The organism is Cupriavidus oxalaticus, from assembly GCF_016894385.1.
GTDB classification, from domain to species: domain Bacteria; phylum Pseudomonadota; class Gammaproteobacteria; order Burkholderiales; family Burkholderiaceae; genus Cupriavidus; species Cupriavidus oxalaticus.
The window spans coordinates 2,072,861-2,087,273 of record NZ_CP069812.1; the positions used below are offsets into that span (position 1 = coordinate 2,072,861).

11 protein-coding genes are annotated in these 14,413 nt (G+C 67.1%); 3 read left to right on the forward strand and 8 right to left on the reverse strand.

Annotated features, from left to right (window positions below; genetic code table 11):
• Positions 1–28: 28 nt before the first annotated feature.
• From uppS to rpsB, 5 genes are all read right to left on the reverse strand, one after another.
• Positions 29–799 carry an undecaprenyl pyrophosphate synthase gene (gene uppS / locus JTE92_RS21975; RefSeq protein ID WP_063237867.1) on the reverse strand — a complete coding sequence of 257 codons (771 nt, stop codon included), beginning with the start codon at positions 797–799 and terminating at the stop codon, positions 29–31.
• Between the two features lie 45 nt (positions 800–844).
• Positions 845–1,405 (reverse strand): ribosome recycling factor, encoded by a 561-nt coding sequence (gene frr / locus JTE92_RS21980; protein ID WP_063237868.1) that lies wholly within the window; start codon positions 1,403–1,405, stop codon positions 845–847.
• Between the two features lie 118 nt (positions 1,406–1,523).
• Complete coding sequence (pyrH, locus tag JTE92_RS21985; protein ID WP_063237869.1) at positions 1,524–2,234, reverse strand: UMP kinase; 711 nt, start codon at positions 2,232–2,234, stop codon at positions 1,524–1,526.
• A 331-nt stretch (positions 2,235–2,565) separates the two neighbouring features.
• Positions 2,566–3,444, reverse strand: coding sequence for a translation elongation factor Ts (gene tsf / locus JTE92_RS21990; protein WP_063237870.1), 879 nt, complete (start codon positions 3,442–3,444; stop codon positions 2,566–2,568).
• A gap of 296 nt (positions 3,445–3,740) precedes the next feature.
• Complete coding sequence (gene rpsB / locus JTE92_RS21995) at positions 3,741–4,487, reverse strand: 30S ribosomal protein S2 (protein ID WP_063237871.1); 747 nt, start codon at positions 4,485–4,487, stop codon at positions 3,741–3,743.
• Between the two features lie 366 nt (positions 4,488–4,853).
• Here rpsB and map point away from each other — a divergent pair, with 366 nt between their 5' ends.
• The 3 genes from map to JTE92_RS22010 all read left to right on the forward strand — a co-directional run bounded on the left by map (position 4,854) and on the right by JTE92_RS22010 (position 10,072).
• Positions 4,854–5,672, forward strand: coding sequence for a type I methionyl aminopeptidase (gene map / locus JTE92_RS22000; RefSeq protein ID WP_063237872.1), 819 nt, complete (start codon positions 4,854–4,856; stop codon positions 5,670–5,672).
• A 76-nt stretch (positions 5,673–5,748) separates the two neighbouring features.
• Positions 5,749–8,340, forward strand: coding sequence for a [protein-PII] uridylyltransferase (locus JTE92_RS22005; RefSeq protein WP_063237873.1), 2,592 nt, complete (start codon positions 5,749–5,751; stop codon positions 8,338–8,340).
• Between the two features lie 22 nt (positions 8,341–8,362).
• Positions 8,363–10,072: a pseudouridine synthase gene (locus JTE92_RS22010; protein ID WP_063237874.1), complete on the forward strand. Its 1,710-nt coding sequence runs from the start codon at positions 8,363–8,365 to the stop codon at positions 10,070–10,072.
• A gap of 236 nt (positions 10,073–10,308) precedes the next feature.
• Here the strand turns inward: JTE92_RS22010 and def are convergent, their stop codons facing one another.
• From def to JTE92_RS22025, 3 genes are read right to left on the reverse strand one after another with little or no spacing between them, the layout of a single operon-like run.
• The gene (def, locus tag JTE92_RS22015; protein ID WP_063237875.1) at positions 10,309–10,842 is read right to left on the reverse strand and encodes a peptide deformylase; all 534 of its coding nucleotides are present in this window, start codon (positions 10,840–10,842) and stop codon (positions 10,309–10,311) included.
• Positions 10,843–10,863: 21 nt separating this feature from the next.
• On the reverse strand, positions 10,864–12,993 hold the full coding sequence (ligA, locus tag JTE92_RS22020) for an NAD-dependent DNA ligase LigA (RefSeq protein ID WP_063237876.1): 2,130 nt from the start codon (positions 12,991–12,993) through the stop codon (positions 10,864–10,866).
• A 12-nt stretch (positions 12,994–13,005) separates the two neighbouring features.
• Entirely contained in the window at positions 13,006–14,382 is a 1,377-nt protein-coding gene (locus JTE92_RS22025; protein WP_063237877.1) for a cell division protein ZipA C-terminal FtsZ-binding domain-containing protein, read from the reverse strand.
• Between the last annotated feature and the right edge of the window lie 31 nt (positions 14,383–14,413).

A 14,413-nucleotide genomic window follows, 5' to 3' on the forward strand; every position in this document is an offset into this window, starting at 1 on the left:
GTTGGAGTAGCCTGGAACGACCAGGGTGTCAGGCCGTGCCCGATAGCCCCGGCGCAACCAGTTGCGCGCTGGTGCGGCCGAAACGGCGTTCGCGCTGGCGGTACGAGGCAAAGGCCTTGTCCAGCTCGGCGGCGTCGAAATCCGGCCAGTACACGTCGGTGAAATACAGCTCGGAATAGGCGAGCTGCCACAACAGGAAATTGCTGATGCGCTGTTCGCCGCCGGTGCGGATGAACAGGTCGGGCTCCGGCGCGTAGGCCATGGCCAGGTGCGGCGCGAGCATGGATTCGTCGATCGACTCCGGATCGAGCATCGGCGAGCGCGCCAGCATCTTGCGCATGGCCTGCAGCAGGTCCCAGCGGCCGCCATAGTTGGCGGCGATGGTCACGGTCAGGCCGGTGTTGCCGGCGGTGCGCGCCTCGGCATCCTTGATCAGCTGCTGGATGCGCGGGCTGAAGCGGCCCAGGTCGCCAACCACCCGCAAGCGGATGTTGTTGGCGTGCATCTTTACCACTTCGCGCCGCAGCGACATCATGAACAGCCGCATCAGGAACGACACCTCGTCCGCCGGCCGGCGCCAGTTCTCGGAACTGAACGCGAACAGCGTCAGGTACTGCACGCCCCGCGCGGCGCTGGCTTCCACCACCGCGCGCACGGCATCCAGGCCCCGGGAGTGCCCGGCAACGCGCGGCAGGTGCCGCTGGGTCGCCCAGCGGCCGTTGCCGTCCATGATGATGGCAACGTGGCGGGGCACGTAGGAGGAATCGGGTACGGCGAGCGTTGAACTGATGTGCTGCATGATGGCAGACGGTCTCGGGCAGCCCCGGCAGGTGCCGGGACGGCGTCAGACCGTCATGATCTCCTTCTCTTTTTCGGCGACCATCCTGTCGATCTCGGCGACGTACTTGTCGGTCAGCTTCTGCACCTCGTCCTGGCCGCGGCGCTCGTCGTCCTCGGAAATGGCCTTGTCCTTGACCAGCTTCTTGAACTGCTCATTGGCATCGCGGCGCAGGTTGCGCACCGCGACCTTGGCACCCTCGGCCTCGCCCTTGACGACCTTGGTCAGCTCCTTGCGGCGCTCTTCGGTCAGCGCGGGCATCGGTACGCGGATCACGTCGCCCATGGTGGCCGGATTCAGGCCCAGGTCGCAGTCGCGGATCGCCTTCTCGACCGCACCCACCATTTTCTTTTCCCACGGCTGCACCGTGATGGTACGCGCATCGGCCAGGCCGACGCTGGCGACCTGGCTGATCGGCACCATCGAGCCGTAGTAATCCACCTGAACGTGGTCGAGCAGGCCGGTGTGGGCACGGCCAGTGCGGATCTTCGCCAGATCGGCCTTGAAGGCTTCGATCGACTTCTGCATTTTCTGCTCGACGCTCTTCTTTGTGTCGGCGACGCTCATGTTAACCTCCGGAAATCAGCCAACCAGGATCCCGCCGGGCGGGATCGAAAATGAATCATTCTACTCTTTGCCCGGCCAGACACCAGCGCCGTGGCGCGGAATCGGGGGGGCGCCGGGCTCAGACGTGGACCAGGGTACCCTCGTCTTCGCCCAGGATCACGCGCTTGAGCGCGCCCGGCTTGACGATCGAGAACACCCGGATCGGCAGCTTCTGGTCGCGGCACAGCGCGAAGGCGGTGGCGTCCATCACCTGCAGGTTCTTCGAGATCGCCTCGTCGAAGCTGATGGTGGTGTAGCGCGTGGCACTCGGGTCCTTCTTGGGGTCGGCGGTGTAGACGCCGTCCACCTTGGTCGCCTTGAGCACGACCTCGGCACCGATTTCCGAGCCGCGCAGCGCGGCGGCGGTGTCGGTGGTGAAGAACGGGTTGCCGGTGCCGGCCGCGAAGATCACCACCTTGCCCTCTTCCAGCTGGCGGATGGCGCGCGGGCGGATGTACGGCTCGACCACCTGGTCCATGCGCAGCGCGGACTGCACGCGGCCTTCGATATTGGCGTGGCGCATCGCGTCCTGCAGGGCCAGCGCGTTCATCATGGTGGCCAGCATGCCCATGTAGTCGGCCGTGGCGCGATCCATGCCGGCCGCGCCGCCCGCGACGCCGCGGAAGATATTGCCGCCGCCGATGACCACCGCGACCTGGACGCCGAGCTTCACGATCTCGGCAATGTCGTTCACCATCGCCTCGATGGTGGAGCGGTTGATGCCAAAGGCATCGTCGCCCATCAGGGCTTCACCGGACAGTTTCAGAAGGACGCGCTTGTAGGCTGGCATGTTTACCCTCGGGCAGGAGCAAGTCGCTCGTTTGGGACCGAACACAAATGAGACGATTGATTTTTTGACACCGGCGACGCGGATCGGCGCGCCGCCAGCGGGAGAAAGCCGGTTTTCGGGGTCGCCCCACCCCTGGCGGCAGGCGACAGGAAGACGACCGCGAAAACTGACTGCTGCAGTGCAACGTGCTGCAAGGTGCAATATGCATCACCGCACTACATCACCGCACTACATCACTGCACTACTTATGCAGAGGGGCACCTTGCGGCGCCCCTGCGGCATTATAGGCGCCCGACCCCGCCCGCAAGGGCCGGCCGGCGCGCCCCGGACATCAGCCCTTCTGGGCAGCGGCCACCTGGGCGGCCACTTCAGCGGCGAAGTCGTCCTGCTTCTTCTCGATGCCTTCGCCCACGACATACAGGGTGAAGCCCTTCACGGTCGTGTTGGCAGCCTTGAGCATCTGCTCGACGGTCTGCTTGTCGTTCTTCACGAACGGCTGGTTGAACAGCGACACTTCCTTCAGGTACTTCTGCACCGAGCCCTCGACCATCTTGGCGACGATCTCGGCCGGCTTGCCCGACTCGGCAGCCTTCTGCTCGGCGATGCTGCGCTCCTTGGCGATCAGGTCGGCGGGGACCTGCTCGGCCGACAGCGACACCGGCTTCATGGCGGCCACGTGCATGGCGACGTCCTTGGCGGCGGCTTCGTCGCCGTCGAACTCGACCATCACGCCGATACGGGTGCCGTGCAGGTACGAAACCAGCTTGCCGCCGTTGGCGTAGCGGACAAAGCGGCGGATCGTCAGGTTCTCGCCGATCTTGCCGATCAGGGCCGTGCGGGTGGCTTCAACGCTGGCGCCGTCGAGGTCCAGCGCCGACAGGGCAGCCACGTCGGCCGGGTTCTGCTTGGCGATCAGTTCGGCAACCTTGGCCGAGAACGCCAGGAAGTCGTCGTTCTTGGAGACGAAATCGGTCTCGCAGTTCAGTTCGACAAGCACGCCGGTGGTGCCGTCGATGAACGAGGCGACCACGCCTTCGGCGGTCACGCGCGATGCGGCCTTGCTGGCCTTGTTGCCCAGCTTGACGCGCAGCAGCTCTTCGGCCTTGTTCAGGTCGCCGTCGGCCTCGGTCAGGGCCTTCTTGCATTCCATCATCGGCGCGTCGGTCTTCGCGCGCAGTTCTGCAACCATGCTTGCGGTAATTGCCGCCATTTGTCACTCCTTGAATGGTTCGCGCCGGGCCCCGGCAGTCTTGCCCGCGGCACCCGGTCGGTGGGTCTACAGCGCACCCGCGGCAGATATTGCCTGCGGCGGATGACAACAATTCAAATTCGAAAAAAGGGGGCGCCAGATGTGCCCCCCTTTTTGCCCTGCTGCCGAAGTGCCCCGGCTTGCGCCCTGCGCGCTGCCCGGCGTGCCGGGCGGCAAGCGATGCCTGCCTGTCGTGTGTTGACGTGCGCGCTATCGGGTTCCTTTCGGGTTCCTTTCAGGCAGCGGGCCGGAGGCTATCAGCCTTCCTGCACTTCGACGAATTCGTCGTCACCGCCGCGGGCGGCTTCAACGACTTCCTGCACCGCGTTGGCACGGCCTTCCAGGATCGCGTCAGCCACGCCGCGCACGTACAGGGCCACGGCCTTGCTCGAGTCGTCGTTGCCCGGGATCACGTAGTCGATGCCGTCCGGCGAGTGGTTGGTATCGACCACGCCGATGACCGGCACACCCAGCTTCTTGGCTTCGGTCACGGCAATCTTGTGGTAGCCGACGTCGATCACGAAAATGGCGTCAGGCACGCCGCCCATGTCCTTGATGCCGCCGATCGACTTTTCCAGCTTGATCATCTCGCGCTCGAACATCAGCGCTTCCTTCTTGCTCATGGTTTCCAGCGCGCCGGCTTCCTTGGCGGCTTCCATGTCCTTCAGGCGCTTGATCGAGGTCTTGACCGTCTTGAAGTTGGTCAGCATGCCGCCGAGCCAGCGGGCGTCGACGTAAGGCATGCCGGCGCGGCCGGCTTCTTCAGCCAGGATTTCGCGCGACTGGCGCTTGGTACCCACGAACAGGACGGTGCCGCGATTGGCTGCCAGCTGACGCACGTACTTCATGGCGTCCTGGAACATCGGCAGCGTCTTTTCGAGGTTGATGATGTGGATCTTGTTGCGATGACCGAAGATGAAGGGGGCCATCTTCGGGTTCCAGAAGCGGGTCTGGTGGCCGAAGTGGCAACCGGCTTCCAGCATTTCGCGCATGGTAACGGACATGTGATTCTCCAAAGGGTTAGGTCTGAAGCCCGCCCCGACATTCCTGAAAAGGAACACCCCGGATAGGCGGGCCAGCGATTTCCAAAAACGATTTCCAAGAAACCGTGCAGCAGATGCAGATGCTGCAAAATACCGGCCTGGCGGGTGCAATGCTGCGCCGCAACCAAGTCAGCCCGCTATTCTAGCAAGAAAAGCATCGGGCGCTCAAGCCGCCCAGATCCCCGCCGCGGGACAAGCATTGGAGGCGCGCCGCCCAAAAGCGCCTCGGCACAGGCTGCTATCAGGCTCCGATGGTGCGATAATCCCACATTGACCTTTCGAATTCGGCGCGGCCAGTGGCCCCGCCATCACTTTTGGCGACGCAGCATGAGCATTTACCTGAACACCGCCGAAGACATCGCCCAGATGCGCGTGGCTTGCCGCCTTGCCTCCGAAGTCCTCGACTACATCACGCCCTTCGTCCAGCCGGGCGTCACCACGGGCGAACTGGACCGCCTGTGCCACGCCTATATGCGTGACGTGCAAGGCACCGTGCCGGCGCCGCTGAACTACGCGCCCCCGGGCTACCCGCCCTTCCCCGGCGCGATCTGCACCTCGGTCAACGACGTGATCTGCCACGGCATCCCCGGCGAGCGCGTGCTCAAGAGCGGCGATGCGGTCAACCTGGACATCACCGTCATCACCAAGGAAGGCTATTACGGCGACACCAGCCGCATGTTCATCGCCGGCGAGGGCTCGATCCTGGCCAAGCGCCTGGCGCAGGTGACGTACGAATGCATGTGGAAGGGCATCGCGCAGGTGCGCCACGGTGCGCGCCTGGGCGATATCGGCCATGCCATCCAGGGGCACGCCGAAGCCGCCGGCTACAGCGTGGTACGCGAATACTGCGGCCACGGCATCGGCAAGAACTTCCACGAAGACCCGCAGATCCTGCACTACGGCCGCGCCGGCACCGGCGCCGAGATCAAGGCCGGCATGATCTTCACCGTGGAGCCGATGATCAACGCCGGCAAGCGCGATATCCGCACCATGCCAGACCAGTGGACGGTCAAGACCCGCGACCGCAGCCTGTCGGCGCAGTGGGAGCACACCGTGCTGGTCACCGAGACCGGATATGAAGTGCTGACGGTATCGGCCGGCACCCCGGCGCCGCCGGCCTTCATTACGGAATCCGTCGCGGCCTGAGGTCGCACACCTGCCAGGGCGCCTGACCGGCGCCCTTATTTTTCCAGCCGTGCCGACGAACCACCCCGCCCTCTCCATGGACACCACGCCGGAACTGCTGCTGGCCGCGCGCGTGCGCGACCAGCTCAAAGCCGACAAGCAGGCCCTGTTTGCCGACTTCAACGCCAGCGCCCACGTCGGCACGCTGATCACGCGGCTGCGCCGCGCCGTCGACGCCGCGCTGGTGGAAGCCTGGCGCGGCCTGGGGATGCCCGCGGGCGCCGCGCTGGTGGCGGTGGGCGGCTACGGCCGCGGCGAGCTGCTGCCTTTTTCGGACGTCGACGTGCTGCTGCTGCTGCCCGCCGAGCCCGACCACGACACCACCGGCCGGCTGGAGCGCTTTATCGGCCTGTGCTGGGACCTGGGGCTGGAGATCGGGTCTTCCGTGCGCACCGTGGACGATTGCCTGCGCGAGGCGCGCCAGGACATCACCATCCGGACCTCGCTGCTGGAGGCGCGGCTGGTGACCGGCAGCCGCAAGCTGTTCGAGTCGATGCGCACGCGCTACCTCGCCGACCTGGACCCGGCCGCGTTCTTCCAGGCCAAGCTGCTGGAGATGCGCCAGCGCCATGCCAAGTACCAGGACACGCCCTACGCGCTCGAGCCCAACTGCAAGGAGAGCCCGGGCGGCCTGCGCGACCTGCAGGTGATCCTGTGGATGACCAAGGCCGCGGGCCTGGGCGACAGCTGGAAAGAACTGTTCGAGCGCGGCCTGCTGACGCAGCGCGAAGCGCAGGAGCTGGCGCGCAACGAGCGCCTGCTCAAGACCATCCGCGCGCGCCTGCACCTGGTGGCGGGCCGGCGCCAGGACGTGCTGGTATTCGACCTGCAGACCGCGCTGGCGGAATCCTTCGGCTACCGGCAGACCACCAACAAGCGCGCCAGCGAGCAGCTGATGCGGCGCTACTACTGGGCGGCGAAGGCGGTCACGCAGCTCAACAGCGTGCTGCTGCTGAACATCGAGGCGATGCTGTTCCCGAGCGAGTCGCAGGTCACGCGCGTGCTCAACGAACGCTTCGTCGAGCGCCAGGGCATGCTGGAAATCACCAGCGACGACGTCTACGAGCGCGATCCGCACGCGATCCTGGAAACCTTCCTGCTGTACCAGCGCACGCCCGGCGTGAAAGGCCTGTCGCCGCGCACGCTGCGCGGGCTGTACAACGCGCGCACCGTGATGACCGCAAGCTGGCGCAACGACCCGGAGAACCGCCGCCTGTTCCTGGCCATCATGCAGGAACCGCAGGGCATCACCCACGCGCTGCGGCTGATGAACCAGACCAGCGTGCTGGGCCGCTACCTGATCAACTTCCGCCGCATCGTCGGCCAGATGCAGCACGACCTGTTCCACGTCTACACCGTGGACCAGCATATCCTGATGGTGGTGCGCAACATGCGCCGCTTCGCCATCGTCGAGCACACCCACGAGTTCCCGTTCTGCAGCCAGCTGATGGCGAGCTTCGACAAGCCGTGGGTACTGTGGGTGGCGGCGCTGTTCCATGACATCGCCAAGGGCCGCGGCGGCGACCATTCCAGGCTCGGCACGCACGACGCGCGCCGCTTCTGCAAGCAGCATGGCATCGCGCGCGAAGATGCCGACCTGATCAGCTGGCTGGTCGAGCACCACCTGACCATGAGCCACGTGGCGCAGAAGCAGGACCTGACCGATCCGGAAGTGGTGCATGCCTTCGCGCGCGTGGTCGGCAGCGAACGCTACCTGACCGCGCTGTACCTGCTGACGGTGGCCGATATCCGCGGCACCAGCCCCAAGGTCTGGAACGCGTGGAAGGGCAAGCTGCTCGAGGACCTGTACCGGATCACGCTGCGCGTGCTCGGCGGCGCCAGGGTCGATTCGCACTCGCTGTGGGCGCAGCGCAAGGAAGAAACCATCTCGACGCTGCGGCTCAAGGCGTTCGACCCGGAGCTGGGCAAGCCGCTGTGGGCGCAGCTCGACGTGGCTTTTTTCCTGCGCCATGATGCGCGCGATATCGCCTGGCTCACGCGGCACCTGTACGACAAGGTCGACAGCCCCACGCCGGTGGTGAAGGCACGCATCTCGCCTGCGGGCGAAGGCCTGCAGGTGGCGGTCTACGTGCAGGACCAGCCCGACCTGTTCGCGCGCATCTGCGGCTATTTCGAGCGCAAGGCGTTTTCGATCCAGGACGCCAAGATCCACACCACCCGGCACGGCTACGCGCTGGACACGTTCCAGGTCACGGACCCCGGCATGGCGGGTAATGACAACTACCGCGGCAACTACCGCGACATCATCGCGCTGGTGGAACACGAGCTTTGCGAAAAGCTGGGCCAGCCGGGCGCGCTGGCCGAACCGACGCAAGGACGCCTGTCGCGCCAGTCGCGCAGCTTTCCGATCAAGCCGCGCGTGGATCTGCGCCCGGACGAGCGCGGCCAGTATTACCTGCTGTCGCTGTCCGCCAACGACCGCACCGGCCTGCTGTACGCCATCGCCCGCGTACTGGCACGGCATCGCGTGTCCGTGCATTCGGCACGCATCAACACCCTGGGCGAACGCGTCGAAGACGTGTTCCTGGTAGACGGCAGCCGCCTGGCCGCCGACAACCGATTGCAGATTCAGCTTGAACAGGACTTGCTCGCCGCCCTCGCGATCTGAGGCGGCGGACAGCATCAACGATATGACCGACAGCAATTCGCCGAAGCGCAAGACGCTAGGCATCAAGGCCGCCAGCGATACCGGCACGGCCGCGCGCAAGACCGGCAACCGCCCGGTGCGGGTTTCGGACCTGAACCGCAACCGCGTGCGGGCCGTGACCGAAGGCATCAAGCGTGCGCAGCAGAGTGACGGTGGCAAGCGTGACGGCCGCCGCGCCCCAGTCGAAGCGCAAGCCGGCGGCGACGTGCGCAAGCCGCGGCCGCCGCGCCCCGCTGACGGCGAGCGCCAGGCACGGCCGCGCCGTGCCGAAGGTGAAGCCCGGCCGCCGCGGCGCTTTGGCGATGACGACAACCGTCCCCGCCGCTATGGCGACGATCGCGGCGAAGCCCGTCCGCGCCGCTTCGAAGGCAATGAATCGCGGCCGCCGCGGCGCTTCGGCGATGACGATAACCGTCCGCGCCGCTATGGCGACGACCGCGGCGAAGCACGTCCGCGCCGCTTCGAAGGCAATGAATCGCGGCCGCCGCGGCGCTTCGGCGATGACGACAACCGTCCGCGCCGCTATGGCGACGACCGCGGCGAAGCGCGTCCGCGCCGCTTCGAAGGCAATGAATCGCGTCCGCCGCGGCGCTCTGGCGATGACGAAAACCGCCCGCGCCGCTATGGCGACGACCGCGGCGAAGCGCGTCCGCGCCGCTTCGAGGGCAATGAATCGCGGCCGCCGCGCCGCTTCGGCGATGACGACAACCGTCCGCGGCGTTACGGCGACGACGAAAACCGTCCCCGCCGCCCTGCCCCCGCCGGCGAACGCCGCCGCGAGGGCTCGGCGCCGGCACGCCGCTTCAGCGATGCCGCCGACCGCATCCGCACCGCCGGCACCTCCGGCACCTCCCGGCCGCAGGCACCGGCCCCGCGCCCGCAGAAGCCCGCACGCGACGCCACGCCTCAGGCTACCCATGACGACGGCCTGGTGCGCCTGTCCAAGCGCATGTCCGAACTCGGCTTGTGCTCGCGCCGCGAAGCAGATGAATGGATTCCGCGCGGCTGGGTGCTGGTCGACGGCAAGCCGGTGACCGAGCTGGGCAGCCGTATCCGCCCGGATGCCGAGATCGAGATCCTGCAGGAAGCGCGCTCCGAACAGGGCGAGCGCGTCACCGTGCTGCTGCACAAGCCGGTCGGCTACGTCTCCGGCCAGGCCGAGGACGGCTACGAGCCCGCCGCAGTCCTGTTCACCGCCGAGAACCAGTGGGAAGGCGACCCCTCGCGCAAGCGCTTCGCGCCGTGGCAACGCAAGAGCCTGGCGCCCGCCGGCCGCCTCGATATCGACTCCACCGGCCTGCTGGTGCTGACGCAGGATGGCCGCGTCGCGCGCGCGCTGATCGGCGAGGATTCGAACGTCGAGAAGGAGTACCTGGTGCGCGTGGTCTGGCACGGCCCGCAAGGCGCGGTCGAGCGCAATGTCAGCGAGGCATTCCCGGCCGACCAGCTCGAGCTGCTGCGTCATGGCCTGTCGCTGGATGGCGTGCTGCTCAAGCCGGCCAAGGTCAGCTGGCAGAACGAAGAGCAGCTGCGCTTCGTGCTGCGCGAAGGCCGCAAGCGCCAGATCCGCCGGATGTGCGAGCAGGTCGGGCTGGAAGTGGTTGGCCTGAAGCGCGTGCGCATGGGCCGCGTGGTACTGGGCGACCTGCCGCCGGGGAAGTGGCGGTTTTTGGGGCAGTTTGAGAAGTTCTGATGTGAAAAAAGCGGCCGGGATGGCCGCTTTTTTTTGACAGACTTTGGCAAATTGCCACAGCCTCATATCTGTACCGATTGCGTGCTCCCTCTCCCGCTTGCGGGAGAGGGTTGGGGTGAGGGCCGGAGTATCGACGAAGTAAAGCCGTCAGTATGCCAGCGCCTGCCCTCACCCCCTGCCCCTCTCCCGCGCGCGGGAGAGGGGAGCAACCCACCGCCAGCGATCAGTCGTCGCGATCAGTCGTCGCTATTGGCCGGCAAATCCGGGAACAGGATCTCGGTAAACCCGAACCGCGAAAAATCCCTGATCCGCATCGGATAAAGAATCCCCTGCAGGTGGTCGCACTCGTGCTGCACCACGCGCGCATGGAAACCCTCGGCAACCCGGTCGATCCGGTTGCCCATCAGGTCATGCCCGCTGTATTTCAGCCGCACATGCCGCGGCACCACCCCACGCAGGCCAGGCACCGACAGGCAGCCTTCCCAGCCGTCTTCCTGCTCATCCGACAGCATCTCCAGCACGGGGTTGATCAGCACCGTCTTGGGCACCATCGGCGCATCCGGATAACGCGGGTTGCGGTCGAAGCCGAAGATCACCACCTGGAGGTCCACGCCGATCTGCGGCGCGGCCAGCCCGGCGCCGTTGGCATGGTCCATGGTGTCGAACATGTCTTCGATCAGCGTGCGCAGTTCCGGCGTATTGAAACGCTCCACCTTCCGCGCCACCTGCAGCAGGCGCGGATCGCCCATCTTGAGAATCTCGCGGATCATGGCTGTTTCTATTTCCCCGGTTTATTCCTGCGCGGGCGCAGCGCCCGCTTCTGCCAGCAACGCGAGCATGCCGGCTTCGTCCAGCACCGGCACGCCCAATGCCTCGGCCTTGTCGAGCTTGCTGCCGGCTTCGGCCCCCGCCACCACATAGTCGGTCTTCTTCGACACCGAGCCCGCCACCTTGGCGCCCGCGGCTTCAAGCAATTCCTTGGCGTCCTCGCGCGACATGGTCGGCAGCGTGCCGGTCAGCACGAAGGTCTTGCCCGACAGCGGCGCCGGCGCCCTGGCGGCCGGTTCGCTCTCCGGCCAGTGTACGCCTGCGGCGCGAAGTTGTTCGATGACTTCGACGTTATGCGGCTCGCCAAAGAAGTGCGCGATCGATTGCGCCACCACCGGACCGACGTCGTTGACCTCCAGCAGCGCGGCTTCGTCGGCGGCCATCAGCCCGTCGAGCTTGCCGAAATGCCTGGCGAGATCCTTGGCGGTGGCCTCGCCCACATGGCGGATGCCGAGCGCGAAGATAAAGCGGTTCATCGTCGTCTCGCGCGATTTTTCGATCGCCGCGACGAGGTTGGTGGCCGACTTGTCGGCCATGCGCTCCAGCGCCGCCAGCTTGGCCACGCCCAGCTTGTACAGGTCCGCCGGCGTGCGCACGATACCCAGGTCGACCAGTTGCTCGACTACCTTGTCGCCCAGCCCTTCGATATCCATGGCACGGCGCTGCGCAAAGTGCAGCAGCGCCTGCTTGCGTTGCGCCGCGCAGATCAGGCCGCCGGTGCAGCGCGCGATCGCCTCGTCTTCCAGCCGCTCGATATGCGAACCGCACACCGGGCAAGCCGTCGGCATCACGAAGGCGCGCGCATCCGCCGGCCGGCGCTCGGCCACCACGGCCACCACCTCCGGGATCACGTCGCCGGCGCGGCGCACGATCACGGTGTCGCCGATATGGACGTCCTTGCGGCGGATCTCGTCCTCGTTATGCAGCGTGGCATTGGTCACGGTCACGCCGCCGACGAACACCGGCTGCAGCCGCGCCACCGGCGTGATCGCGCCGGTACGGCCGACCTGCACCTCGATGTCCTCGACGATGGTGGTCATTTCCTGCGCCGGGAACTTGTGCGCCAGCGCAAAGCGCGGCGCGCGCGAGACAAAGCCCAGCCGGTCCTGCTCGGCCAGCGCATTGACCTTGTAGACCACGCCGTCGATATCGTAGGGCAGGTCGTCGCGGCGCTTGCCGATATCGCGGTAGAAACCGAGCAATCCCTGCGCACCCTTGACCACGGCGCGCTCCTTGCACACCGGCAGGCCCAGCGCATCGAAGCCGTCGAGCATGGCGCTGTGCGTGGGCGGGCGCTCCACGCCCTGCAGCTCGCCCAGGCCATAGGCGAAGAACGACAGCGGCCGCTTCGCGGTGACGCGCGGATCGAGCTGGCGCAGGCTGCCGGCAGCGGCGTTGCGCGGATTGACGAAGGTCTTTTCGCCGGCTTCCGCCTGGCGCGCGTTGAGCTTGTCGAAGTCGCGGCGATACATGAAGACTTCGCCGCGCACTTCCAGCACCGCGGGCGCCTGGCCGCGCAGCTTCAGCGGGATCGCCTTGATGGTACGCACGTTGACGGTCACGTCCTCGCCGGTCTCGCCGTCGCCGCGGGTGGCGGCCTGCACCAGCCGCCCGTCTTCATAGCGCAGCGACATGGCCAGCCCGTCGAATTTCAGCTCGCAGGAATACTCGACCGCGTCGGCCGCGCTGAACAGGTCGGCCTCGCCCGCCGCGGGCGCGGTGTGCCCCAGCCCCTGCGCGCAGCGGCGGTCGAAGCTGAGCACGTCGTCGTCGGCGAAGCCGTTGTTCAGCGACAGCATCGGCACGCGGTGGCGCACCGTGTCGAAGGCGGCCAGCGCCTCGCCGCCGACGCGCTGCGTGGGCGAGTCCGGCGACTGCAGCTCGGGATGCTCCAGCTCGAGCGCCATCAGTTCGCTGAACAGCGCGTCGTACTCGGCATCCGGGATGGTGGGCGCGTCCAGCACGTAGTACTGGTAGCTGTGGCGGTTGAGCTCGTCGTGCAGCCAGGCGACGCGCCTGGCTGCGGCTTCGGGCGGCAAGCCGCCGGCGGGCGCGGAGGCTTCAGCCTGCGCGCCGCGTGGTTTTGCGGTCATGGCAGGCTCCGGCTAGACGCTGAACAAGCGCAGCGCCACCGGCGAGCCGGCTGGCATGCCGCGCGCTTCCAGCTTCTGGTACAGGGTTTCCAGCTGGCTGAAGATGGCGATGAACGAAGCCTCGGTCAGCGGACGCATGTTGTCGTCGACCAGCTGCGCGCCCATGCGCTGGGCCAGCGTGTTGCCGTACTCGCATACCGTCTTGAACGGCCTGGCGCCCTGGTCCGCCAGCGGCACGTCGAGCAGCAGCGTGATCTGGCGCCCCGACTTGACCGTCAGGTCGTCGCGCAGGAAGTTGGTATCGCCGAACTGCAGCGTGAACAGCGGGCGCTGCACGCCTTCGGCATTGGCCTGGTAGCGGATAAAGCGCGTGCCGTCGCGCGACAGCACCAGCCCGTCCTGGGTGGCCACGTTCTGCACGTAGGCGGCCGACCACGGCGCGCCGTCGGAAATCACGTTGACGCCCAGCTGCACGTCGCTGCCGGCAGCAAAGCCATCGAGCTCGCGCGCGTTGGCCACGGTCTCGCTCATGTCGGGCAGGTCGGCGGAAGCGTCGAGCGCCTCGGCCAGCGATTCCACCGCCGTGATGAACTCGGAGAACTCCAGCGCATTGAGCGGGCCGCTGCGGTTGGCCAGCTGCACGCCGACCTGCAGGTCTTCGTACTGGTGGCCGGCGGTGACCGGTTCCCAGGCATTGGCTTCGGCGCGCAAACCCTCGATATGGACCTGCTTGGTGCCGGCGCGGCGCAGCCGGCCGGTCAGCGGCAGGATGCGGTCGCCGGAGGCCTTGCGCTCCAGGTGCAGCGGCACGATGCAGTCGATCAGCGGATCGACCACGGCCGGCGCGGGCTGGCCATCGGGGACAGCGGCGACTGATGCAGGCGCAGGCGCAGGCACGGGCGCAGGCGCCGCAGCGGGCACCGGCGCAGCGGCCACCGCAGGGCTCGGCGCCGGAACGGATACGGCCTCGCCCTCGTCGCCCTCGTCGCCCTCGTCGCCCTCGGCGCTGGTGGGCTCGGCCTGTGCCACGCCGGCAGCCACCGCGACTTCTTCCGCCACGGCCTCGTCGGCATCGGCGGTACTGGCTGCGGCCGCGGCAGCGGCGGCCACGTGGTTGGGCTGCGACGATGCTGCCGGCGTGCCCGGCGCCAGCGTCGGCTCGCGCCGCTGCACCGAATCGGCGGCAGCCTCGTGCAGCCGCGCCGCGGTTTCCGGCGCGGTGGCCTGGCCGACCACCGGCTCGCGCATCGGCGGCAGGTCGTCCTCGGCGCTCAGCTCGCGGGGACGGCGCGCCTTGCGGATCTGCCACTGGTTGTAGCCAAACAGCAGCACCAGGAAGACCAAACCCGCGACGATCAGCGCGGTCTGCAGGTCCATGTTCAGCGTCATGCTGCAATCTCCAAAGCGCCCATATTGGTCA